24 protein-coding genes are annotated in these 23,418 nt (G+C 62.3%); 10 read left to right on the forward strand and 14 right to left on the reverse strand.

The features are described from left to right. Position 1: 1 nt before the first annotated feature. The 5 genes from KHO30_RS36020 to KHO30_RS36040 all read right to left on the reverse strand — a co-directional run bounded on the left by KHO30_RS36020 (position 2) and on the right by KHO30_RS36040 (position 4,974). Entirely contained in the window at positions 2-826 is an 825-nt protein-coding gene (locus KHO30_RS36020; protein WP_093638610.1) for a transporter substrate-binding domain-containing protein, read from the reverse strand. A gap of 90 nt (positions 827-916) precedes the next feature. Next, positions 917-1,990: an ABC transporter ATP-binding protein gene (locus tag KHO30_RS36025; RefSeq protein WP_211703770.1), complete on the reverse strand. Its 1,074-nt coding sequence runs from the start codon at positions 1,988-1,990 to the stop codon at positions 917-919. A 49-nt stretch (positions 1,991-2,039) separates the two neighbouring features. Continuing rightward, on the reverse strand, positions 2,040-2,903 hold the full coding sequence (locus KHO30_RS36030) for an ABC transporter permease (RefSeq protein ID WP_093638616.1): 864 nt from the start codon (positions 2,901-2,903) through the stop codon (positions 2,040-2,042). Next, a complete protein-coding gene (locus KHO30_RS36035) occupies positions 2,900-3,883 on the reverse strand; it encodes an ABC transporter permease (protein ID WP_200619222.1) in 984 nt (327 codons plus the stop codon). The genes KHO30_RS36030 and KHO30_RS36035 overlap by 4 nt, the downstream gene beginning before the upstream one ends. Then, positions 3,880-4,974 (reverse strand): ABC transporter substrate-binding protein, encoded by a 1,095-nt coding sequence (locus KHO30_RS36040; protein WP_211703771.1) that lies wholly within the window; start codon positions 4,972-4,974, stop codon positions 3,880-3,882. The genes KHO30_RS36035 and KHO30_RS36040 overlap by 4 nt, the downstream gene beginning before the upstream one ends. A gap of 564 nt (positions 4,975-5,538) precedes the next feature. On the opposite strand from KHO30_RS36040, the gene KHO30_RS36045 reads away from it, so the two are divergent. Then, entirely contained in the window at positions 5,539-6,432 is an 894-nt protein-coding gene (locus KHO30_RS36045; RefSeq protein WP_200619223.1) for a LysR substrate-binding domain-containing protein, read from the forward strand. A gap of 47 nt (positions 6,433-6,479) precedes the next feature. On the opposite strand, the gene KHO30_RS36050 is transcribed toward KHO30_RS36045, so the two are convergent. Both KHO30_RS36050 and KHO30_RS36055 read right to left on the reverse strand, forming a co-directional pair. Next, positions 6,480-7,562 (reverse strand): calcium:cation antiporter, encoded by a 1,083-nt coding sequence (locus KHO30_RS36050; RefSeq protein WP_211703772.1) that lies wholly within the window; start codon positions 7,560-7,562, stop codon positions 6,480-6,482. Positions 7,563-7,998: 436 nt separating this feature from the next. Next, entirely contained in the window at positions 7,999-8,361 is a 363-nt protein-coding gene (locus KHO30_RS36055; RefSeq protein WP_093638639.1) for a BON domain-containing protein, read from the reverse strand. Between the two features lie 394 nt (positions 8,362-8,755). Here KHO30_RS36055 and KHO30_RS36060 point away from each other — a divergent pair, with 394 nt between their 5' ends. Next, on the forward strand, positions 8,756-9,403 hold the full coding sequence (locus tag KHO30_RS36060; RefSeq protein WP_211703773.1) for a DNA-3-methyladenine glycosylase: 648 nt from the start codon (positions 8,756-8,758) through the stop codon (positions 9,401-9,403). A gap of 273 nt (positions 9,404-9,676) precedes the next feature. Beyond that, positions 9,677-10,021, forward strand: a complete 345-nt coding sequence (locus tag KHO30_RS36065; RefSeq protein ID WP_093638649.1) for a DUF4148 domain-containing protein — start codon at positions 9,677-9,679, stop codon at positions 10,019-10,021. A gap of 310 nt (positions 10,022-10,331) precedes the next feature. Here KHO30_RS36065 and KHO30_RS36070 read toward each other — a convergent pair whose 3' ends face one another. After that, on the reverse strand, positions 10,332-10,775 hold the full coding sequence (locus tag KHO30_RS36070; RefSeq protein ID WP_054036399.1) for a CBS domain-containing protein: 444 nt from the start codon (positions 10,773-10,775) through the stop codon (positions 10,332-10,334). Between the two features lie 267 nt (positions 10,776-11,042). On the opposite strand from KHO30_RS36070, the gene ribA reads away from it, so the two are divergent. Further along, positions 11,043-11,693 carry a GTP cyclohydrolase II gene (gene ribA / locus KHO30_RS36075; RefSeq protein ID WP_054036395.1) on the forward strand — a complete coding sequence of 217 codons (651 nt, stop codon included), beginning with the start codon at positions 11,043-11,045 and terminating at the stop codon, positions 11,691-11,693. Between the two features lie 144 nt (positions 11,694-11,837). Here the strand turns inward: ribA and KHO30_RS36080 are convergent, their stop codons facing one another. Together KHO30_RS36080 and KHO30_RS36085 are read right to left on the reverse strand one after the other, a co-directional pair. After that, a complete protein-coding gene (locus tag KHO30_RS36080; RefSeq protein WP_200619226.1) occupies positions 11,838-12,038 on the reverse strand; it encodes a hypothetical protein in 201 nt (66 codons plus the stop codon). 26 nt (positions 12,039-12,064) lie between these two features. Continuing rightward, a complete protein-coding gene (locus KHO30_RS36085) occupies positions 12,065-12,985 on the reverse strand; it encodes an NAD(P)H-binding protein (protein WP_211703774.1) in 921 nt (306 codons plus the stop codon). Positions 12,986-13,192: 207 nt separating this feature from the next. On the opposite strand from KHO30_RS36085, the gene KHO30_RS36090 reads away from it, so the two are divergent. The 3 genes from KHO30_RS36090 (at position 13,193) to KHO30_RS36100 (ending at position 16,391) form a co-directional block, all read left to right on the forward strand. Next, the gene (locus KHO30_RS36090; protein ID WP_211703775.1) at positions 13,193-14,128 is read left to right on the forward strand and encodes an AraC family transcriptional regulator; all 936 of its coding nucleotides are present in this window, start codon (positions 13,193-13,195) and stop codon (positions 14,126-14,128) included. Between the two features lie 105 nt (positions 14,129-14,233). Next, the gene (locus KHO30_RS36095; RefSeq protein WP_211703776.1) at positions 14,234-15,328 is read left to right on the forward strand and encodes a triacylglycerol lipase; all 1,095 of its coding nucleotides are present in this window, start codon (positions 14,234-14,236) and stop codon (positions 15,326-15,328) included. Between the two features lie 4 nt (positions 15,329-15,332). After that, the gene (locus KHO30_RS36100) at positions 15,333-16,391 is read left to right on the forward strand and encodes a lipase secretion chaperone (RefSeq protein ID WP_211703777.1); all 1,059 of its coding nucleotides are present in this window, start codon (positions 15,333-15,335) and stop codon (positions 16,389-16,391) included. Positions 16,392-16,419: 28 nt separating this feature from the next. Here KHO30_RS36100 and KHO30_RS36105 read toward each other — a convergent pair whose 3' ends face one another. The 3 genes from KHO30_RS36105 to KHO30_RS36115 form a co-directional block, all read right to left on the reverse strand. Beyond that, positions 16,420-17,247, reverse strand: coding sequence for an anti-sigma factor family protein (locus tag KHO30_RS36105; protein ID WP_093638673.1), 828 nt, complete (start codon positions 17,245-17,247; stop codon positions 16,420-16,422). After that, complete coding sequence (locus tag KHO30_RS36110) at positions 17,244-17,762, reverse strand: sigma-70 family RNA polymerase sigma factor (protein ID WP_093638677.1); 519 nt, start codon at positions 17,760-17,762, stop codon at positions 17,244-17,246. The genes KHO30_RS36105 and KHO30_RS36110 overlap by 4 nt, the downstream gene beginning before the upstream one ends. Positions 17,763-17,905: 143 nt before the next feature. Then, positions 17,906-18,631 carry an anti-sigma factor family protein gene (locus tag KHO30_RS36115; RefSeq protein WP_211703778.1) on the reverse strand — a complete coding sequence of 242 codons (726 nt, stop codon included), beginning with the start codon at positions 18,629-18,631 and terminating at the stop codon, positions 17,906-17,908. A gap of 167 nt (positions 18,632-18,798) precedes the next feature. On the opposite strand from KHO30_RS36115, the gene KHO30_RS36120 reads away from it, so the two are divergent. From KHO30_RS36120 to KHO30_RS36130, 3 genes are all read left to right on the forward strand, one after another. Beyond that, the gene (locus KHO30_RS36120) at positions 18,799-19,068 is read left to right on the forward strand and encodes a DUF4148 domain-containing protein (protein ID WP_093638685.1); all 270 of its coding nucleotides are present in this window, start codon (positions 18,799-18,801) and stop codon (positions 19,066-19,068) included. A gap of 114 nt (positions 19,069-19,182) precedes the next feature. Further along, positions 19,183-20,274, forward strand: coding sequence for a catalase family peroxidase (locus tag KHO30_RS36125; protein ID WP_280519188.1), 1,092 nt, complete (start codon positions 19,183-19,185; stop codon positions 20,272-20,274). Beyond that, positions 20,271-20,810, forward strand: coding sequence for a cytochrome b (locus KHO30_RS36130; RefSeq protein ID WP_211703779.1), 540 nt, complete (start codon positions 20,271-20,273; stop codon positions 20,808-20,810). The genes KHO30_RS36125 and KHO30_RS36130 overlap by 4 nt, the downstream gene beginning before the upstream one ends. On the opposite strand, the gene KHO30_RS36135 is transcribed toward KHO30_RS36130, so the two are convergent. Continuing rightward, positions 20,807-23,311: a GcvT family protein gene (locus tag KHO30_RS36135; protein WP_211703780.1), complete on the reverse strand. Its 2,505-nt coding sequence runs from the start codon at positions 23,309-23,311 to the stop codon at positions 20,807-20,809. The two genes, KHO30_RS36130 and KHO30_RS36135, sit on opposite strands and share 4 nt — an antisense overlap. Positions 23,312-23,418: the final 107 nt, after the last annotated feature.

The raw sequence follows: 23,418 nt of genomic DNA on the forward strand, positions 1-23,418 counted from the left end.
TTCAGAGGTCGGCCGGCAGCGGCGCACGCAGCCATTTCTGCGAAATCGCGTTCATGGTGCCGTCCTTGCGGGCCTTGGCAATCGTTTCGTCGACTTTTTGCTTCAGACGCGGCTCATTCTTGTTCAAACCGACGTGATCCGGCGAGCTGAATAGCGAGAACTTCTGCTCGGGATCGTTCGCCGGATGACGCGCGAGAATGGTTGCGCCGACGTCGTTGCCGACTACCATCAACTGTACCTGACCAGAAAGAAACGCCGAAATTGCGCCGTTAGGATCGTCGAATCTTTTGATGTTCGCGCTGGGGGGCGCGATTTTGGTCACGCTCAGGTCTTCCAGCGTGCCGCGCGCAACCGAAATCGACTTGCCGGCGAGGTCGGCGGCGTTCTTCACGGGCAGCGTTTTCGGGCCGAAGACGGCGAGGTAGTAGGGCGCGTAAGGCTGCGAGAAGTCGATCACCTTTTCGCGCTCCGGCGTCTGGCCGACTGAAAGCAGCATGTCAGCCTTGTGGTCGGCGAGGTAGGCCATGCGGTTGTCGCCCGTCACCTGCACGAGTTCGACCTTTGCGTTGAGCGACTTGCCGATCAGGTTGGCGACGTCGATGTCGTAGCCCATCGGTTTCATGTCCGGGCCGATCGAACCGAACGGCGGGTAGTCTTCGAACACGCCGATGCGAACCGTGCCGGACTTGGCGATGTTGTCGAGCGCGTCCGCATGCGCGGCCGACGAAAAGGCGCACAGCGCGCCGAGGCCGGTGAAAGCGAGCGTCGCGGCGAGGGTGGCGAAGACACGGCGCGTGTTCGATTGAGCAACTTGGGGCTGATTCATGGTCTTTCCTCTGTCGAAAACTCGGTATTGGAATGGGTTTCAGTGAACGCTTCAGCGACGCGTTTCGGTGCCTTGCCTTAGCGACACGTTTCAGTGCGCCGCACGGGCGGCGATCAGTTTGCACGCATGCGGTGGCAATTCCGCGAACACCGGCATGCCGAGCGTGAGGCCCGGCGTTTCGCGCGGTGTGGTCGCGGCAGTCAGCGTGAATCCTGCGCAATCGATCGTGGCTTCCAGCGACGCCCCCACGTCACGGATAAAAGTCACCGTGCCGGCGAGCCGGTTCTGCCCGGCGTCACTGGACGCTGTTTTGACGCACACGTCTTCCGGTCGGATCAGCAGACGGATATCGCTGCTGGACTCCGGCATCCGCGCCGGTTGCGCAACCGCAATGCGCGTTCCGCCCGGCAGACTGACGCTGCCTGCGCCGTCGTAGCTGACCGGCAGGATGTTGCCGAGGCCGATGAAGTCAGCGACGAATTCGCTGACCGGATCGCGATAAATATCGAGTGGTTTGCCGACCTGGGCAATCCGGCCTTTCTCCATCACCACGATTTCGTCGGCCATCGTCATCGCTTCGCGCTGGTCGTGCGTCACCATGATCGTCGTGATGCCGAGGCGCTGTTGCAGCAGGCGGATCTCGACCTGCATCGCTTCGCGCAGTTTGGCGTCGAGTGCGGAGAGCGGTTCGTCGAGCAGCAGCAGTTTCGGTTGCGAGGCGATCGCACGGGCAATCGCCACGCGTTGCCGCTGGCCGCCGGAGAGTTGCGTGACCGGCCGGTTCGCCATATGCGGCAACTGGATCAGCTCCAGCAATTCTGTAACACGGCGCGCTTGCGCGTCTTTCGCCGTCTTGCGCAACTTGAGCGGATACGCGACGTTCTGCGCCACTGTCATATGCGGGAACAGTGCGAGCGACTGGAACACCATGCCGAAGTCGCGCTGGTTCGCAGGCAGATGCGTGATGTCGCGGCCGGCAAAATTGATGCTGCCCGAGCTCGGCGTTTCCAGCCCCGCGATCATCCGCAAGAGCGTGGTCTTGCCGCAGCCGGACGGCCCGAGAAAGCACACCAGCTTGCCGTCGGGCACGCTCAGATCGACGCTGTCGACGGCATAGGCCGCGTTGAAGCGCTTGGTCACGGCCTGCAAGGTCAGATGGGTCATCGAATGCTCCAGCAAAAAGGCGTCAGCGCAGCGCGAATCGAAAGGGCGGTCAAAGCGCCACCCCTTCGTCGCCGATCAGCTTTTCGAGCAGCCAGATCAGCGCGAAGTCGATCGCGACGATGAATACGGCAAAACAGAATACGGTCGGATCGAGCGACGACACCGTGCGGCTGTAGAGCCACACCGGCAGCGTCATCGTGTCGATGCCGTACAGGAAGAAGGTCACCGTGAATTCGTTGAACGAGACGATGAACGCGAACAGCATGCCGGCGAGAATGCCGGGGCGCATCAGCGGCAGGATCACGTCGATCAGCGCGCGGCTCGGGCTCGCGCCCATCACGCAGGCCGCTTCCTCGAACTCCGGGCCGATCGAAGCCACCGATGCCGCGCAATTTTTTACGGTGAACGGCAGCGCCAGAATCACGTGCGCGATGATCAGGCGGAATACGCCGAGTTCGATCGGCAGCACGTTGAACACCAGCAACAGCGACAAGCCGAGCATCACCAGCGGATAGACGAGCGGCAACGCCACCAGTTGTTCGACCGCGGGTTTGCCGCGAAAACGGTAGCGGCTCAGTGCGTAAGCGGCGGGCACCGAGACGAGCGTGGCGATGACCATCGTCGAGAGCGCGACGATCAGGCTCGTGCTGAGCGCGGCGCCCATTGAGAGGGAGTCGCTTGCGTCTGGCGAGACGAAGCTGTGCCACGCCGCGCGGTACCAGTGCAGGCCGTAGGCGTGCGGCGGGAATTCGAGCGTGTCGGCCGCGCTGAACGACATGGTGATCATCGTCAGGATCGGCAGTGCGGCGAGGAACAGCACGATGGCGGCGAGCAGCGCGGTGGCTTTGCCGAGCTGGCCGGGCATGGTCATCGGCAAACGCGGCAGGCGCAGGGATTGAAGTGGCGTGCTCATGCGTGAGGCTCCTCGGCGAGACGTTGTGTGCGGCGCACGAGGCGCTGCGACAGTGCCATCACGGTAAGTGTCGCGACCATCAATACGACGCCCGATGCGGAAGCGGCAGGCCAGTTCAGCAGGGGCGCCACCTGGTCGTGGACCAGCACGGCGAGCATCGGCACGCGGCGTCCACCGAGCAGCAAGGGCACGGCGAAGGCGCTGGCGTTATACGCGAACACGAGCAACGCGCCGGACACGAGTCCCGGCATGGCGAGCGGCAGCAACACATGACGCAGCGTTTGCCAGCGTGTCGCGCCAAGCGTGGCGGCGGCTTCTTCATACGAACTCGAAACCGCCCGCATCGCGCTCGACAGCGGCAGCACGGCCAGCGGAAACGCCGTCTGAATCAGGCCCAGCAACACGCCGTGTTCGCGATACAGCCACATCACCGGGCGGTCGACGAGGCCGCCGCCAAGCAGCGCGTGATTGAGCAGACCGGCCGGGCCGAGAATGATCAGCCAGCCATAACCTTGCAGCAGCAGATTGACGAGCAAGGGCAGCAGCACGCCTGCGAGCAACAGCCGCCGCGCGAGCCGCGACTTGGTGCGCGCCATCGCGAGGGCGACGGGAATCGCCAGCAGCACGGCGCAGACCATACTTTGAAAAGCGAGCCGCAACGTGAGCCACAGCGACTTCAGGAAATAACCGTCGATGAGATCGGCATAGTTCTGCAGCGTGAAGCCGCGCCATTCGTTGCCTTGCGTACCAAAGCTCATGCGCAGCACGACGAGCGCTGCCGCGCCGAGAATGGCGAGAAACAGCAGGATCGGCGCGAGCAGAATCCAGGGGCGCGCTTTCGCGAGCGCCGAGGATGCCTGCTCGTCCGGTGCGCGGGAAGCGGCGCCGGGCGAGCCGGAAGCCGCGCCCGACGCATCACCCGACGCAGCGTCAGACGCCGATGAGGCACGCCGCGAAAAACGCGCGAGCATCGCGGTCATGCCGAGAAAATTTCGGTGTAGCGTTTGATCCACGCAGGCTGCACGACGGCGAGCGCCTTGTCGTCATGCAGGATTGCTTTCTCGGCGATCTGTTTCGGGCTCGGCACGAATGCGCGGCTCTCGGCCGGAATCACCGCTTTCGAGTTGACCGGTCCGTTCAGCACGTCGGCAGCCATGCGGCCTTGCACGCCGGCATCGAGCGAATGGTTGATGAACGCGTGAATCAGATCGCTGTCGGCGGGGTGCGACTTCGGGATCACCGTGAACATCAGTTGCGTGGCGAAGCCTTCCTTCATGCCGTAGGTCACGCCCATCTTGTACTCGGGCTTGCGGATCTGTTCAGGGAAGAAGGCCGGCGAATAGATGCCGCCGATATCGAGCGAGCCGGTGCGGAACAGATCGGCTACCTGATTCGGGTTCTCGCCGAGCGTCATCACGTGATCTTTCAGTTCCATCAGCTTCTTGAAGCCCGGCTCGATGTTCTGTTGCGAGCCGCCGTTCATTTTCGCGGCGATGATCGCGAGGTCCACTGCTTCGGCCCACTCGGGCGGCGGCAGGAACAGGCGTCCGGCGTACTTTGGGTCCCACAGTGCTTCGTACGAAGACGGCGCCGTCTTGACCGTCGACGTGTTGTAGATCAAGCCATCCGACCACAGCAGATAACCCACGCCGAAGCCGTTCGCGCCCGTGCGGTATTGCGGCGCGACCTCCTTCAGGTTCGGCAGCTTGTCGAGATCGGGCTTCATCAAGAGACCCGCGTCGCCGAGACCCGCCGCGCCGACGCCGGCCAGCGTGATGACGTCGTAAGTGGGACGATCGCCCGCGGCCTTGACCTTGGCGACCATGCCGGAGGTGCCGTCGGCGCGGTCGGCGATCACCTTGGCGCCGGTCTTCGCCGTGAACGTGGCGGCGATGTTGCGCAAGGCGGCGGCGCCGGTGTCGTCCGACCAGGTCAGCAAGCGCAGTGTCTTGCCGGCGAAGTTGTGCTCCTGTGCCCGCAGATTGACGAACGGCATCGGCAAACTGGACGCCGCGAGTGCTGCGCCGATTGCCTTGATGGCCTGCCTTCTACCCCGTTTGATCTCTTGCATGGCGGTCTCCTGTGTTGAACGCCTGTTGCCTGGTGATATTCGCTCTGACCGCTGCCGCTGCATCGCCCATTTGCGCTGCCTGCCTTACTCAACCCCACGTACCCAACCTCACTCGCTACCGGCTGCGTTGCGTGTTGATGCACTCTAGGTTTGTCAAAATCCCTCAACAAACGAAATATGCGCATGGAGCGCATGACGGAATCTCATGGGCTGGCGCTTGTGCGACGCTAGCGGCGGCTTGGCTGCGATCCGTGGGAACGCCAATCCAGTGGCGTATCGGGGTTAACGTCCATGATTTTTTCGCGCGGGCGGCCCGCTGGGAGGTATGAGGAAAGCTCGGTTCTGGTGCGGTGTCTGGCGGCATCTGCCCTGAGTCGGTGCAAGCGGGCGCGCTCAGGCCGGAATTGACAGCCCTGTCATGAGCGAAATGCATGCATATTTGCTCGCGCGCAACGCGTGAAAAATATTCTTATCGCGTATCCTGTTGGTTCAAGGGGCGTGACGGCACGTAACGCCGCCTGCCCGCGCAATGACTTTTCCTGATCCCTGACCGGACTCATCCAGATGCGACGTCTCCCGCCGCTCAATGCGCTGCAGATTTTCGAAACCGTGGCGCGGCATCGCAGCTTCACACGCGCCGCTGACCACTTATGCCTGACACAGGGCGCGGTGAGCCGGCAGATCATCGCGCTCGAGGACTACTACAAGTTTCCGCTCTTCAAGCGCCATGCGAAAGGCCTGACGCTGACCGCCGAAGGCGAATTGTTGCTGCCTGCGGTAAAGGAGAGCTTCGCGCGTATCGAAGAGATATCGCTGCGGCTCACGCGTCAGCGTACCGATCTCGCGCTGAAGGTGCCGACCTGCGTAATGCGCTGGATGTTGCCGAAGATCATGCGCTTCCAGGCCGAGTATCCCGAGCTGCATGTTCAGATCACCACCACCTGGCAGCACGACGTCGACTTCCAGCTCGAGCCGTTCGACGCGGCGATCATCTATGGCTCGTCACCGGGCGCGGACGTGCAGGCGGTGCCCTTATTCGAGGAGCGTCTGACGCCGGTGTGCGCGCCGGATCTGTTGAAAGACAAACCGTTGAACGCGGTGGCGGATCTGGCGCGCCACACGCTGTTGCATCCAACGCGCGACCATCGCGACTGGAAGATGTGGCTCGCCAGGGTGACCGAGGTGGATGCCGCGAATGCGCCGGCGATTGACGCTGAGCATGGCCCGAGCTTCGATACGCTCGACATGGCGACCAACGCCGCTTTGCAGGGATTCGGTGTCGCCATTAGCGATCTTGCCCTGATCGACGAAGACGTCGCGGCCAAGCGTCTCGTGCGGCCGTTCGATACGGTGCTCAAGACCGGCTGGCGGTACTACTTCGTGTATCCGGATTCAGTCGCGCATCAGCAGAAGCTGAATCTGTTCCGCGACTGGATTGCGGAACATTGGGAGGAGTAAGGCAAGGGGCCGCTCGTTTGCGTAGAGCGTGGCCCCGAGCTTTATCGTCACGGCGCGAAGGACAGAAACAGATACGCCGCGAACAGCGACAGATGCACGGCGCCTTGCAGGATCGTCGTGCGTCCGGAACTGAGCGTCAGGGTGCCGACGATCAACGTGAGCATCAGCAGTACGGTTTCCTTGCCGTCGATGCCGAGTATGAGCGGCTGAGCGGTCCAAAGGAACACGGCAGCGACCGTCGGAATAGTCAGCCCGATACTGGCCAGCGCCGAGCCGAGCGCGAGATTCAGGCTGTTCTGCAAGCGATCGGCGCGCGCCGCGCGCACGGCGGCGAGCCCTTCCGGCAGCAGCACCAGCGCCGCGATGATAATGCCGACCACCGCCGGCGGCGCACCCGCGTTCTTGACCGCGGTTTCAACCACCGGCGAGAGCACTTTCGCGAGCAATACGACGGCGACGAGGCACACCACCAGCAAGCCGCCCGCTGCCAGCGCGACACCGATGCTCGGCGGGGCGGCGTGGACGTCCTCGTCGGGAACGTCGGCAAGAAAGTAGTCGCGATGCCTCACGGTCTGAACGAACACGAACACCCCATACAGCACCAGCGACGACACCCCCGCGAACGCCAGTTGCGACGATGACAGAACCGGGCCGGCGCTAGTCGTCGTGTAGTTCGGCATCACCAGAGTCAATACGGACAAGGACGCGAGTACCGCCAGCGCGGCCGCCGCGCCACGACTTTGAAAATCCTGCTCGCGATGCCGGATGCCGCCCACCAGCAGGCAGATGCCCACGATCCCATTACAGACGATCATCACCGCGGCGAACACCGTGTCGCGCGCAAGCCCGGCCTTTTCCGGGCCGGAGGTCAGCATCACCGAAACGATCAGCGCGACCTCGATCACCGTGACGGCCACCGCCAGCACCAGGGTACCGAACGGCTCGCCGACGCGATGCGCGACCACTTCCGCGTGGTGCACCGCTGTGAACACGGCGGCGCACAGTGCGACTCCGATCAGCGCGAGCAGCAGCCCGTTGCCCGGCACGGCATACGCGATGCCCAGCACGATCCAGGCAACGAAGGGCGCGGCGATGGTCCAGCGGGGCAAAGCGGTCGCGGGCGTAGTCATTCAGGACTTCCTTTAGATGCGTGTTCTTGTTGCTTGTACGGGACTGATGCGGCGTGCACGCACGGTGTCGACGAGACCTGGGAGCGAGCGAATATGCTAAACCAACTTGTCAACAACGTGCTCTAACGCGTTAAATTATAAAGGATAATTCTAGGCGGTCCGGATTTCGTCATCCGGCACTACAGACGATTGTGCCGACGCACTGGCGAAGGTGACAAGGCAATCGGCGGCTGTTCCGCATCTGAAGGATTGAGTGACGCAGGATTGCGCGGCCAATGCGGCGCGGTTTTGATGAGTGAAACACCATCGGCAGACTAAAACTGCCGGGTTGGCAGCGTCAGGCGTCAGGGAAAGAAACCGGATGTTTCGGTCCGGACACACCGCCTCGTGATGAAGCGGTGCGTCCGGGTATAGCGTTACGACTGACCGACGCGGTTTATTGGCCGACCGGACGGATCGAGAGGGCGTTCTTGACCGACGTCACGCCCGGCACGGCTTGCGCGGCCTGGGTTGCCAGGTCGACTTGCGGCTGCTCAGGCACTGTGCCGGCCAGCGTCACTGCGCCGCCACGTGCGCGCACGGTGATGTTGGTCACGCTCAGGCCCTTGGTCTTCGACAGCGCGCTGCGCACTTTACGACCCAGTGCGCGGTTGGCCGCCTTGTCCGCCTTGGCGCTAGGGGCGGACGAAGCCGCGGGAGCCGCCGGAGCTGCAGCGTCGCTGCTTTGCGCGTACGCATTGATGGACGCCAGAACGATCAGCGCACCGCCGACCATCTTGATTGCCTGGAATGCTTTCATTCAACTCTCTCCTATTGTCATGAATACGACGGCCCCGGGATGGGCCGGTGTACTGCACCAGCGGGTACTTCGGGATCAAATCTGAATGGAACGTTGCTGCGGTCGAGCGACTTCTTGCAATCTATAAGCGGATCAGGCGCGCCTAAGCACACGCATGCCGGCAAAGGCTGTCCTGCAAGCCGGAAACACACGATACTCCAATTAGTGCCATGGTGAATGCGTCGGTGCCTGGAAATGAGGTTTTGGTACAACGAATGGTCCGATGAAGGCAGGCCGATGGCGCTTCGCCGCTTGATGCGGCGCGGGTTGCACGCCCGTTGGCGTGTCCGCTGCGCGGATAGGCCACGCATCTATCGAATCCAGTGCATTGCGCTTAACGACTCGTCCGGATTGCATGCTGAATCAGCCTCTACCCATCCTCCCATTGCTTCGTGACGATTTACCGCTCGATACCGTCGCGCTGGCGCGTTTCATGATTGGCAAATATCTGGTGCACGACCTTCCCGAAGGCCGTATCAGCGGCCGCATTGTCGAAACCGAGGCGTACCCGCTCGGCGATTCGACCAGCCACGCATTTGCAGGCCGGCGCCCGTATAACGGTTCGATGTTTCTCGCTCCCGGCCACGCTTATATCCGGCTCACGTATGGGCTTTCGTACATGCTGAACATGTCTGCGGAAGCGGAAGAGGTTGGCGCGGGTATTCTGATTCGCGCGATCGAGCCGCTGGAAGGTTTGCCGCTGATGGAGGCGCGGCGGCCTGGCGTGCCGCTGCGCGATCTCGCGCGCGGACCCGGCCGGCTCACCATGGCCTTGGGAATCGATCAGTCGTTTGACGGCCGCGATCTTTGCAGCGGACATGGCCTGTGGATCGGTGTGATCGAGACGGGCGATGTGCCGATCGGCGTGACGACCCGCATCGGCTTGTCGCGCGAGATGCATCGGCCGTTGCGGTTTTTCGAACCCGGCAGCGCGTTCGTTAGCGGACCGCGAAAATTGCTGCTGCCACCGCATGCCGAGGCGTTGACGAGTCCGTCAATCTGACCATTAGCGTCAGGCAGCAATGCGGCAAAACACGTTCTGTGGGGACGCATTTTCGAACCATCAGACAGAAAGGTTACGATCCCGACAATTATTACGGTAAAACGAAGCCTTCAATCGTCTTTGGCGGTAAGTTTCGCCACACTCTTGCGTTTTGAACAATTATCTATCTCACAATTAAGGGTTTTCCCGCGATGATTGGGTGACTAGACTGAAATCACTCGCTTCTCACATGGTGTGGCAAGCGAAGCTAAAAAACAGATCTGGAGGTAAGTCATGAAATCGCTCATCAAGGCAATCGCCGTTGCAGCCGTTCTCGCCGTCCCAGTAGCTTCGTTCGCTCAATCGGGCGACCAGCCCGCGACCCGCGCAGAAGTCCGCAGTCAGTTGATTCAGCTTGAACAAGCGGGCTATAACCCGGCCGCCAGCAACGACACGAACTATCCGAGCGACGCTCAAGCCGCCGAAAGCCGTGTGCAGGCGCAAAATCCGGCAGTCGCGCAAACGCAGGAACCCGTCGCGGATACCAGCGGTTATGGTGGCGCGGTGAGCGGTTCGTCACAAGCGGGTGGCGTCTTGCAACCGACGTCCGGCCCGAAGTCGGTTTATTTTGGTAACTAAGTTTGGTAACTGAGTTTGGCAACCAAGTTTGGAGGCCGGCTGGTCCGGCCGGCAGTTGATGTGACCGAAGCGGGGCGTGCGTAAATTAGCTGAGCGCACGTTCCGCCGTTCCGCGAGCAGTCAGCAGTGTAATGCGGCGAGCCACATGCGCGCTTTATGCGGCGCGCATTCTCGCGGTCCACAATTCAGGAACCTCCGCTGCCGAAAGGTAGCTTCGCCCAACCTTTTTCAAGGATTGGGCTTTTTTTGCGCCCCGTTCAGCAGTGCGCGAAGCCCGCCGTGTGGCGCGACCTGCGATATGCCGCGAACCTCAGGGGCGTTCGCCGTGGATATAGAACTCGAGTTGCTGAATGGTGAATTGCTGTTCGGCGATGATGTTCTTCACCAGATCGCCGATCGACACCATGCCGACCAGGCGGTCGTTTTCGATGACCGGCAAGTGGCGCATGCGCCGTTCGGTCATCAGAGCCATGCAATCATCGGTGGTCTGGTCAGGGCGGACAAAGCGCACGGCTTTGCTCATGATGTCGCGCACCGGCGTAGCCTTCGACGAACGATCCATCAGGACGACCTTCCGCGCATAGTCCCGCTCCGTAACGATCCCGGCGATGCTGTCGCCGTCCGTCACGACCAGTGCGCCGATGCCTTTTTCAGCCATCAGCTTGATCGCGTCGTAGACGGAATCGTCGGCCCCGACGGTAAAGACGGTGGTGTTGTTCGGTTTAGTTTTAAGAAGCTGTGCAACGCTTGTCATGGAGCAACTCCGTTTCGCAGTGCAGCACGCCGATGCGGCGCGCTGTCGTGAGGGACAGGCTATTCCAGTATAGGCGCGGCGCGCGGCGGAAGGACCTCGGGAATACCTGTGGCGCGCAATGCGTTTAACTCAGATAGCCATGTGATGCGCGTTGGTTTGGCGCGCGGCACGCGGGCATCCGGGCGCGGTGTGCCGATTAGCGGTAAACTGCCGGTCCATACCGCATCCCAATTTTGCGGGTTCATGTCAGCACCATTGTCCAACGCCATGCTCACGTCTCACGATCCGTCGCAAGCAACAGACGGCGCACCCAGCGGCGAGTGCGTCGTCCTCGACGCTACCGCCACGCTCCCTACGCGCTACGGCACGTTTACCTCCTACGTGTTTCGCGTGGCCGATAGCGGCGCCGAACATCTCGCGCTCGTGATGGGCGACGTCGCAAACCAGTCGTCCGTGTTGACGCGCCTGCACTCCGAGTGCCTGACGGGCGACGTGCTCGGCTCGTACCGCTGCGATTGCGGCGAACAACTTGATCTGGCGCTGCGTTATATCGCGGCTGAAGGCTGCGGCGTGCTGCTATATCTGCGCGGCCACGAAGGGCGCGGCATTGGCCTGTCGAACAAGATTCGCGCATATGCGTTGCAGGAGCAGGGCCGCGATACTGTCGAGGCCAATCTCGATCTCGGCTTGCCCGACGATTCGCGTGAATACGATTCCGCGGCGGGCATTCTGCGCACGCTCAAGGTCACTTCGGTGCGCCTGATGAGCAACAATCCGGAAAAATTCGACACGCTGTCGAAGCATGGCATTCCGGTATGCGAGCGGGTGGCGCTGGCGATTCCGATGCGCGAGGAAAACGAGCGCTATATCCGCACCAAACAATTGAAGTTTGGGCACTACTTCGACGAAAACGAATAATCGAGACATGCACGCCGGCCACCGTTTGTTTGCAAACGGTGGCCGGCGTTGTGGCGTCGGTTTCGTCAATGTAGTGCGGCCTTGACGCGGTGATGACATCTCTGCGGCGTGTCTATGGCGTATCGAGCCGCGAGCCGCCGCGAATCAGAACAAGCCAAAGTCGTCGTTGCTATCCGGGATTGCGTTCAGCACGTCCCGAAGCGCTCGCCAGCCTGTCAGTCCCGCAAGACTTGCCCGGATCGCCATCCAGTGGCGGACGCTCATGGTCGCGCGCGTTCGCGAGATTCGACGCTCCACGATCTTCCGCGATTCCATCGATGCGCGCAGCAAAGGGCAGGTATGCATGTCATTCCTCCTGATACGAGTGCCGTTTAGCGCGCAGTGGCGTTTGCATTTGCAGCTGAAGTTTCAGCGACACGCGCCAGGATCGACGCAAACACGCCCTCTAGCGCAGTCGCGCCGAAGCGCCGCTCGCTGATCTCCGTTTCGACGTCGATGCGGCCCGCGTTATGCGCGTCGTACAGATCCGTGATGAGACGCGCGTGGTTCTCGCCGAGTCCCGCACCATGAAGCATGGCGGCCCATTCGCTGCGTGGCACTTCGTAGGCCGTGATCTGGCGATGCGCCAATGCACCGAGTGTGCGTGCGACATCTAACGCGCTGATGCGCGTTTCACCTTCGATACTCACCACTCGTGGTGACACCTTCGCCGGCCTGTCGTCGAGCAATAGTTCAGCGGCCAGCAGTCCGACATCCTCTGCAGCAACCGTCGGAAACATCTTGCTCAACGGATGATGCAGACTCGGCAGCACGCCTCTCGCGAGCGCGATCGGCAGCACGCGCGCCCAGTTGTGTATGTGTTCGGCTGCGCGCAGAAACGTCAACTGCGAGTCAATGGGCGCGAGTTGCGTTTCGAGGGCGTGAAAGAGCGTCGTGATGCCGGTGCCGTCAGGGTGTTCCGCGCCGTAGTCGGACAGCGCGAGCACCCGTTGCGGCGGGTTGGCGCGTAATGCGTCCGCGCTCACGTCGATCATGCGCCGCATCGTGGTTGCGGGATCGGCGTCTGCGTGCGGCACTGGACACAGTATCTGTACCGCGTATGCGCCCTCGATAGCGCGCGCGACCGAAGCCGGATCGAGCAGATCGGCGATGGCGATTTCACAGCCGATTTCCGCTAACGCCTTGCCTTGCCTCGCGTGGCGCACGACCGCGCGCACTTCGCGGCCCGCCCGGCGCAACGCCGCCGCACTCACTCTGCCTACATTGCCTGCTGCTCCAAAGATCACGTACACGTTGAGCTCCTTCCTGGGTCGGTATGCGGCCATCTTAGGGAGACGGCGACGGCGAAACGCGCGGGCACGGATCGTCGTGCGCAGATTCGGATGATTGTTTTTCTTTGTGGCGGCGCAGCACGTGCGTTGAAGCGGTGCGCGCCAAGCGAAAGAGCAAAAAACGCAGCACAATGCACACACATTGGCCGCCATCCACGAGGGAAAGCAATGAACGCCGTGACACCGATACCGCAGCCGCACAGTGGCTCCCGCATCGCGCTGCTCTCGAGCAAGACGCTCGGCTGGCAGGGCTTCGGCGCGGAACTGGTCAACGTGTCGGCCGGGCTGCACCGGATTCCGGCGCTCAAGCATCATCGCGTGGGTGTGCATGTCGGTGCGCCGGTCAAGGCGCGTTGCGTGTGCAATGAGCGCCGCTATTCGCGGATTCAGGCGCATGGCGATGCGGATGTGATTCCCGCGGGCGTCGACGGGCAGTGGACCGATGAAGCCGACTGCACGATTTTCAGTGTGTGGATCGGCGAAGACTTCGCGCAGCGGACCGTGGAACAGCTGGAATTGAAGACGAGCGAAGCGCGGCTTCGTCCGCAGTTCCAGATGCGTGACCCGCGTTTTCAGCATCTGGCCTGGGCGTTACGCGCGGAACTCGAAGCGGACGATGCGTCTGATCCGCTCTACGCCGAAAGCCTGTGTACAGCAATGGTGGTGCGGCTGATCGGCAACGCGCCGGCGCTCGACAAACTCGAAAACAAACGTCGCACGCTTGCGCCGAAAACTGCAGCTCGCGTGATCGAGTTTATCGAAGCGAACCTCGATCAGCGCCTCACGCTTGGCGAACTGGCAGTGCATGCTGAGTTGAGTGTCCCGCATTTCAAGGCGCTGTTTCGCGAAACGCTCGGTATGCCGGTGCATCAGTATGTCGTCCAGCGGCGCGTGGAGCGGGCGAGAGCGCTATTGCTTCAAGGCAGGTTGAGCGCGAGTCAGATCGCGCTGGAAACGGGCTTTGCGCATCAGAGTCATATGGCGCATTGGATGGGGCGGTTGTTGGGCGTTACGCCGCGCGAGTTGGTCAAGTCAAGCGCGAATCCAGGCAGCATTGTGGAGCTCGACGCCTTCAATGCCCGTCGCATTGCAACACCGCGATAGACCTTAAAAACGCACTGCAGCATAAGCAGTTTGGAGGACCGGCTCTATTGCCCTCGATCGATTTGTATAGCTAAATACGCGGACTTCGCAACCGGAGGCCGTCACATGTCGAAATCGAAGGGTTCTCGCATCGTCGCCTGGGCGATCGCGGCCGCTCTCGCCAATGCGCCGCTCGCTGTGCTTCTCACCATCGCCACTCCGGTTGCCATCGAGCGCGCAGTCGCCGCGACGTCGACCACCAGCGCCGATGATTATGCGGCAACCCGCTATCCCATCGTCCTCGTCCACGGCCTCACTGGGACCGACAAATATCTCGGCGTGCTCGACTACTGGTACGGCATTCAGTCCGACCTCCAGCAGCACGGCGCAAGCGTGTATGTGGCGAACCTGTCGGGCTTTCAGAGCGATGACGGTCCGAACGGCCGCGGCGAACAGTTACTCGCTTACGTGAAGCAGGTGCTGGCCGCGACCGGCGCGCAGAAGGTGAATCTGATCGGCCACAGCCAGGGCGGATTGACCTCGCGCTATGTTGCGGCAGTAGCGCCGGAACTCGTCGCTTCGGTCACCACGATCGGTACACCGCATCGCGGTTCGGAGTTCGCCGACTTCGTGCAGGACGCGTTGCAAAAAGATCCGACCGGTCTTTCGACACCGATCATCGGCGCGTTTGCGAATATATTCGGCATCCTGACGAGTAGTAATCACAATACCAATCAGAATGCGGTAGCCGCGCTGCAGACGCTGACCACGGCTAACGCCGCGGCCTACAATTTGCGCTATCCCAGCGCCGGCCTCGGCGCGCCCGGTTCATGCCAAACGGGCGCCGCGACTGAAACCGTCAACGGCAACACGCATCTGCTGTACTCGTGGGCGGGCAGTGCGATTCAGCCGACCTCCGTGCTTGGCATCCCCGGCGCCACTGACACCAGCGTCGCGCCAATCGATTCCGCCAACCTCCTTGATGCTTCGACACTCGTCCTGTACGGCACCGGCACGATCATGCTGAGCCGCCGGTCGGGACAGAACGACGGACTCGTCTCGGTGTGCAGCGCACTCTACGGCAAGGTGATCGGCACGAGCTATAAGTGGAACCATCTTGACGAGATCAACCAGTTGCTCGGCGTGCGCGGCGCGAACGCGGCCGACCCGGTGGCAGTGATTCGCACGCAGGCCAATCGCCTGAAGACGCAAGGCGTGTGATCGGATGCGGCGATTGGATCGGCAGCAGGGTAGCGCGCGCGGTCAGTGGCTGGTTTTCGTGGCGGTGGGTGCGGTGTCGGCCGGCGCGGCATTGTGGTTGAACCGCCCGCCGTCCGCGCATGATGCGTCAGCGTTGCACGCGGTGAATGCAGCGAGCTCTGCGCAACCCGCGCTTGCTTCGAGCAAGGACATGGTGGCCGGCACGTCGACTGCCGGCGCATTGCCCGCTTCGCTCGACGGTTCGTCGCCACCGCATTTGCCAACCGATGGCCGCGGCCACCTCGCGCACACGCGTGCGGTCCGCGATTTCTTCGATTATTTCCTGACGACGCAGAACGAAATCTCTCCCGCGACGCTCGATGCTTTGGTGCGTCGCCAGATCGCCGCGCAACTCGACGGCACGCCGGCCGCAGACGAAGCGGTGACCGTCTGGCAGCGCTACAACGCTTATCGCACGGCGCTCGACCAGTTGCCACAAACCTCACCGGTCCAAAGCCAGAACGGCGCAAAGCTGGACCTCGACGCGTTGCAGCTCTCGCTCGATCAGCGCGACGCCTTAGGCGCCCGCTTGATGGGCGAATGGAACGAGCCGTTCTTCGGAGCCGAATCGCAGCAGCAACATACGGATCTGGCGCGTCTGCGCATCGCGTCAGACGATTCGTTGAGCGCGGCGCAAAAAGCGGCGCGTCTCACCGCACTAGATGCGACACTGCCGCCGGAAACACGCGCAGCCCACGAACGGGCGCGCCAGCAACAGGCCGCACTCGACGCGATCAGTCAGGCGCAGAAGCAGGGCGGTTCGCTCGATACGATGCGTGCGCAGATCACGCAGACACTTGGGCCTGAAGCGGCGCAGCGCGTCGTGCAGATGCAGCAGGCTGACGACGCCTGGCAAGCCCGCTACGCGGACTATGCGAGCCAGCGCGCGCAGATCGACAAACAGGGTTTGTCGCGTCAGCAACGCGACGCGCAGATTGCGCAGTTGCGCCAGCAGTTCTTCACCAATCCGAGCGACGTGATGCGCGCGGCGTCGCTCGATCGCGGCAGCGGTTCGGCAAACTGAACCCGCTATCGCGACCTGACAAGGCATCTCAACCCGGCGCGGCGCCCGTCAATTGCGAGTACACGTCATGCGACAGTTGCAACAGCACCTTGCGATCGATCCCGCCTGACACCGCATAGCCGAAGTCGCCGTCGACCCAGTAGAACACGTTCACTGGCCCGTCCTGATACAGCTTGAACGCAGTGGTATTCGAATTCACCTGACGGTGCGAAATGCACAGCGTCACGCGCTCGCCATTCGGCCCGCGATACATGAACTGCGCGGTCGGTCCATCGGCGCCCGGCAACAGGCGGCCACCCGAAAGATTGAAACCGCTCTTCGAGAGCATCGGCGGATGCACGTTGGTGCCGAGCCGGTTTGACAGCCATTGCACGAAATCCTGCTCATGATCCGCAGTCATTTCGGCTGGACGGTCGACGGCGGGCATATAGACCACATGCGCCACCGCGGCCTGCCGCGCAAACATTTCCGAACTGTCCGCACTGACCGGGCGCGTGTTCGACTGACCGGCGACCGGCGCCACGACGTCCTGCCCCATATGCGTGCCGACGCCGATGCCCACGCCCAACACCAGCGCTGCCGCCATCCCCGCAAACTGCGGCCAGTTGGCGGCTATGCGCCAGCGGCGCCCACTGGCCAGAGGCGTTTGCAGACGTTTGGGCACGGGCTCGCTCAGCACGCGGTCATAGCGGTCATGAAACATGTTGTTCAGCGAGAAATAATCGCTGACGCGTGCGGCCAACTCGGGGTTCTGTTCGAGCGCGCGCTCCACCTCGACGCGTCGTTCGTCGGACAGCGTGCCGTCCACGTACGCGTGCAGTTCTTGTTCGCCGATCGGCGTGTGTTGGTCGCTCATCGCACCACCTGTAGTTTTGCACCGGGCTGCGTGCCCGCCATCAATGCCCGAAGCCGCTCGCGCCCACGAGACAGGCGCGACATCACCGTGCCGATCGGAATGTTCAGCGCCAGCGCCACGTCGGCGTAGCTCATTTCCTCGAGACCGACCAGCAGCACGACTTCGCGCTGCTCCATCGGCAGACGCTGCAGCGCGTAGTCGAGGTCGCGCATTTCCAGTGAACGGGTCTGGTCGGACTGCACGGCAAATTCGCTTTCGTGGACGCTGTCGTCGTCGACCGCTACGTGAACCGCGCGTGCGGAAGCCTTGCGCGCCTGATTGGCGAACACGTTGTGCATGATCGTGAACAGCCATGCACGCAGGTCGGTGCCCGGCTGGAACATGCCGGTACGGCCGAGCGCGCGTTCGAGCGTGTCCTGCACCAGATCGTCGGCGAGATCGCGATTGTTGATCAGCGCTCGCGCATAGCGCCGCAAGCGCGGCACATGCTCCATCAACTCGTCACGGACATCCATTTTCTATCCCAATCGTGGGGCTTCTCGTAGGCGCCGGGTGGGCGACCGTCGATTGAACCACCACGCGTATTCGAGGTGCAAACACACGTGGGCACATTTTATTCCGTTGTTTTTGTCGCGTTGCGCAAAAACCTGGAAAGGGCTTAGCGCATCGTCATCACGTCGGCGGCGCGCATCAGGCCGTGGGTGCGGGCGTCGCCGGCGACCACGAAGCGCTGCCATTGCACCGTCCAGGTCAGCAACCTGATCTCGCCGATGCGCAGGGCGGCCCACTGCGGCTGCGCCGGCGCCAGCGGTGCCAGCGAGGAAATCAGCACGACGGGGCGGTTGTCGCCGTTCAGATAAATGAATTCGGTGGCGCGTTGGAGTGGACCGAGCGATAGGACCCTTTGATCCACCAGTCTCAACCCGATCGCCGCGAGGTTGGGCGCGGACACGTCGGTCCGCGTCGGCGAGGCGGCAGAATACTGTGCGGTGGCGGTTTCCGCCAACGCCATCACGGCCGCATTGTTGAGTGCCTGCCGGGATACCTGGGTGGCGGCCAGCCAGCCGCTCGCGGCGATCAGCGTTAGAACGAGCGCCACGACAGCGTTCACCACCTTGCCCCGGCGTTCCCCGGCCTTTAGCCGCCCGAGTACGCCGCGCCGTCCTTCGGCGCGGGTCGAAACGGGTTCGTCAGTTGTTTGGAAGGCCTGCTGCATTTGCGCGTTGAGCCTGTCGTAGAACGCTACGCGGCGTGCTTCCGCCGGATCCTTGCCCAGATAGTCCTCCAGAAACGCAGCGCGTTCCGGCGTCAGCGTGCCATCGGCGTAGGCCTGAATGTCGGCTTCGGAAGGCGGTGAATCGGAGGGAGGAGCGGTTGAGGTCATGGTTTCGGCATTCGTCGGATTTCAGCTATCGAGTGGCGAACACACGCAGGTGTGAGTTTATTCCACGTTCGAAGTTTGTTTCTTACGAAGCGCCAAGGCAGGAATAAAAGCCGGAAACCCGTGGTTATCCCTCATGCAAACCCGCACAAAACTCTCTGGAGTTCATCATGAAGAAGATCGCTTTTGCCGCATTGTCCCTCGTCGTTTTCGCTGCTTCGTCGAGCGTTTTTGCAGAAGGCAAGACACGTGCTCAGGTGTACCAGGAATTGATCGAAGCCCAGCAGAACGGCCTTGACTATGTCACTGATACATCGTATCCGGAAGTCAATCCCATCTTCGCCCAGCAGGTCGCGCACAACAAGGAAGCACTCGCCGCCAAGGCGGCCGCCGCGAACCATGTCGCGAGCGGAGCCGCGACCGCAGGCAGCGTCAATTGACCGTATCGATAGCCGGCGCGCACACGGAACGGACGCGCCGGACGTCGAATGGAATAGATCGCCGAATTCGGTGTTTGCCGATGAGTGCATCTTTCCGAGAGTCAAGGAGTCGTCGTGACAAAACCATCCGTTCCCAACGCTGCGCCTCCATGCATGCCATGCCGGCTCGCGGCAATTGGCGCGGTCGTCGCGGTTCTTGCCGGCGGCTTCGCTTATACGGCGGGCTGGCTGACACCTGCGCGGCTCACCGCGCCCCGTATCATCAACACTTTCGAAGCGGTGGCCGGCCAGGCTCATCCCGGCTATCGCCGCAACCATGCAAAGGGCCTGTGTGTGGCGGGGTATTTCGACAGTAGCGGCGACGGTTCGGTACTTTCACGTGCTGCCGTGTTCGCGCCGGGCCGCACGCCGGTCATCGGCCGCTTCGCGGTTCCAGGGGGCAACCCGTCCGCGCCCGACACGAGTTCACCGGTGCGCAGCATGGCGTTGCTGTTCCAACTGCAGAATGGCGAGCAGTGGCGCACTGGGATGAATTCGACACCTGTGTTCGCGGTTCATACACCCGAGCAGTTCTATCAGCAACTGGTCGCGGCGAAACCTGATGCCGCGACCGGCAAACCCGACCCCGCAAAGCTGAAAGCGTTTTATGCGGCGAATCCGGAGACCAAGCCGTTTCAGGCATGGGTGAAGGCGCATCCGCCGTCGTCGAGTCTGGCGAACGCCGCGTACTACAGCATCAACGCATTCCAGTTCACCGACAGCGCGGGCAATACTCGCGCCGTGCGTTGGGCGATGGTGCCTGAAACGCCGTATGCATCGATCACCGATGCGCAAAAGGAAGAGAAGAATTTCCTCGAAGCCGATCTCGATCAGCGTCTGCAAAATGGACCGTTGCGCTGGCATCTGATCCTGACGGTCGCGCAACCCGGCGATCCCATCGACGACGCGACGATGCAATGGCCCGACGATCGTCAGCATATCGACGCCGGCACGCTGGTGATCGATCACACGACGTCGCAGGAAGACGGTGCCTGTCGCGATGTTAATTTTGATCCGACCATCTTGCCGGCCGGTATCCGGCCTTCCAACGATCCGTTGCTCGCCGCGCGCTCGGCTGCGTACGCGCTGTCATATAAGCGCCGCACGCGCGAAGAATCGTTGCATCCCGAGGTCCATCAAACGAAGTCGAACGGAGAGCGTTCATGACACAGACGCGTACCCATTTCAGTCCGCTCGCGCGACTCCTGCATTGGACGATGGCACCACTGATCATCGCGATGCTGTTTATCGGCGTGGGAATGGTCGCGACGGTGTCGCGGGCGCATACCACGCTGATCGCGATTCACAAGCCGCTTGGGATAGCGCTGCTGCTGTTGGTGATACTGCGCGCGGGCGTGCGTATCCGGCGCGGCAGTCCGCCATTGCCGGCCTACATGCCGGCGCCGCAGCGTTTTGTCGCCAGGCTGTCGCATCTCATCCTCTATGCGCTGATGATCGCGATGCCGTTGATCGGTTGGGGGATGCTATCCGCCGGGGGATATCCGATTACGCTATGCGGTCCCCTGCATTTGCCGCCGATCGCGCCGCATAACACGGAGCTGTTCGCACTACTCCGTGCCTTGCATACATGGCTAGCATTCGCGCTGTTCGCCACGGTGCTGTTGCATCTCGCGGCGGCGCTGTTTCATGGTCTGATCCGCCGCGATGGGGTGTTTTCGAGTATGGCGCGCGGCGGACGTTAGCCCTTCACCCGTTCCGAGCGTGGATCATAGGGCGCCTTCAGATGCACGGTCGCCGGCAGTAGATCGCCGGCTACGTCGATCATGTATTGACCGCTATTCAGATACGCGGCATCGGCGACGCCGTCCGGATTGTTGATATAGCCCATCGCCACCGGACAGCCGAGCGTGTGCCCGAACGCTGCCGAACTGACGAAGCCGACCGGCTTGCCGTCACGCAGAATGGCTTCGCCACCCCACAGCATGCGATTGGCGGCTCCGTCGGCGGTAAGCACCACCATGCGGCGGCGCAGCGGTTCGGCGCGCAATTTCAGCAACGCGTCGCGGCCGCGGAACGGGATGTCTTTGTCGAGCTTGCAGGCGAATGACAGACCCGCTTCGAACGGATTCGTATCCGGCGTCAGTTCGCGGCCCCACGCACGGTAGCCTTTCTCGATGCGCAAAGAGTCGATCGCGTAGTAGCCCGCGTTGACGAGACCGAAGGCCTTGCCTGCCTGTTGCAAGGTTTCGTACACGCTGACTGCGAACTCGACCGGCACGTAGAGTTCCCAACCGAGTTCGCCGACATAGGTGAGGCGGGTGGCGCGCAGCGTCGCGTAACCGAGATCGACCTCGCGGCTCTGGCCGAACGCGAACGCCTCATTGCTCCAGTCCGCCTTCGACACGCTTTGCAGCAACTCGCGTGAACGTGGGCCCATTACGGCAAGCACGGCGTATTGCCCGGTGACGTCGACCAGCGTGCAGTGTTTGTCGCGCGGAATCGCTTTTTCGATGGTGTCGAAATCGCGCGTGGTTTGCGCGGTGCCGGTGACGAGCAGGTATTGATCGTCGGCGAGGCGCGTGAGCGTGAAATCCGATTCGTAGGTGCCGCGCTCGTTGAGCATGCCGGTGTAGACCGTCGTACCTGGCGGTACGGCTACGTCATTGGCGACGATGCCTTGCAGCACGCTTTCCGCATCGCGTCCTTTGACGAGAAATTTGGAGAACGACGTCATGTCGAATAGCGCGACGCCCTCGCGACATGCGCGATGTTCGGCGCCGCTCCACGGTAACCAGTTCTGCTGGCCGAACGCGTAATCGATCTGTGCTTCAGCGGGTGTCGGCGCGAAAAAGTTGGCGCGCTCCCAGCCCATTTTGCTGCCGAAGCAGGCGCCGTCATCGCGCAGCAGCGAATACAGCGGCGAGCGGCGGAACGGCCGCGCGCTGTCGAGTTCGCGATTCGGCCACGGCATCGCATAGTGCAGGCCGAGCGTTTCCTTCACGCGATCATGCAGCCAGGTGTCGTTGCCGTTAAACCGCGCAAAGCGGCGGATGTCGACCGGCCACAGGTCCATCGTCGGTTCGCCCGCGACGATCCATTCGGCGAGCGCCATCCCCGCACCGCCCGCCGATGCGATCCCCATCGAATTGAAACCCGCGCCGATGAAAAAACGCCGCAATTCCGGCGCTTCGCCGAGCATGAAGTTGTTGTCCGGCGTGAACGATTCCGGACCGTTATAGAACTGCTTTACCTGCGCCGTTTCGAGCGCGGGCACGCGCTGCAGCGCATTTTCCATCAGGATTTCGAACTGATCCCAGTCGTCGGGCAGCAACTGGAATTCGAAGTTGTCCGGGATGCCGTTCATGCCCCACGGTTTCGCGTTCGGTTCGAAGCCGCCCATCACGAGACCGCCCACTTCCTCCTTGAAGTAGATGAAGCCGTCCGGATCGCGCATCACCGGCAGGTCAGGATGCACGCCGGCAATGCGTTCGGTGACGATGTAGTAGTGCTCGGCCGAGTGCAGGGGCACGGTCACGCCGCACAGACGGCCCACCGCTTTGGCCCACTGGCCCGCGCAATTCACGACGATGTCCGCGCTGATCGTGCCTTCTTCGCCGTCCTTGTTGCGCCACGCGAGGCCGCTGACTTCGCGTGCGCCTGTTGTGGCGTTTGCCTTGTCTTCGAGTGCGGTGCGCGTGTGAATCGCCGTGACCCGGGTGTTCTCGACGATGCGTGCGCCGCGCGTGCGGGCGCCGCGGGCGAGGGCCTGGGTCAGATCAGTGGGATTCGCTTTGCCGTCGCCGGGCAGCCAGACGGCGCCGAGCAGGTCGTCGGTGCGCATCACCGGCCATAGATCGCCGGCTTCCTGCGGGCTGATTACGTCGCACGCCACACCGTAGGCGCGCGCAACGGCGGCGGTGCGCTTGAGTTGCGTCATCCGCTCGGCCGTGCGGGCCACCGAGAGCGAGCCGCATTGCTTCCAGCCGGTCGCGAGGCCGGTGTCGGCTTCGAGTTCGGCGTAGAGGGCGGTCGAGTAACGGATCAGTTTGGTCATGCTTTCCTGCGCGCGCAGTTGGCCGACGAGGCCGGCCGCGTGCCAGGTCGTGCCACACGACAACTGACCCTGTTCGAGCAGAACCACATCGGTCCAACCCAGTTTGGTCAGGTGGTAGGCGACCGAGCAGCCAATGATGCCGCCCCCGATGATGACGACACGGGCGTGGGTGGGGATGGATGTGGACATGTGTGGAAATAGGTTGAATCAACGTGCGTAGATTGCGACAAAATTTGGCAAAAAGCAACGATCGATTTGGCTGATGTGGGATCAAAGGATGTCGCGGATACGTCGGC

The sequence above is a fragment of the Paraburkholderia aspalathi genome (genome assembly GCF_905220735.1).
Lineage (GTDB): Bacteria > Pseudomonadota > Gammaproteobacteria > Burkholderiales > Burkholderiaceae > Paraburkholderia > Paraburkholderia aspalathi.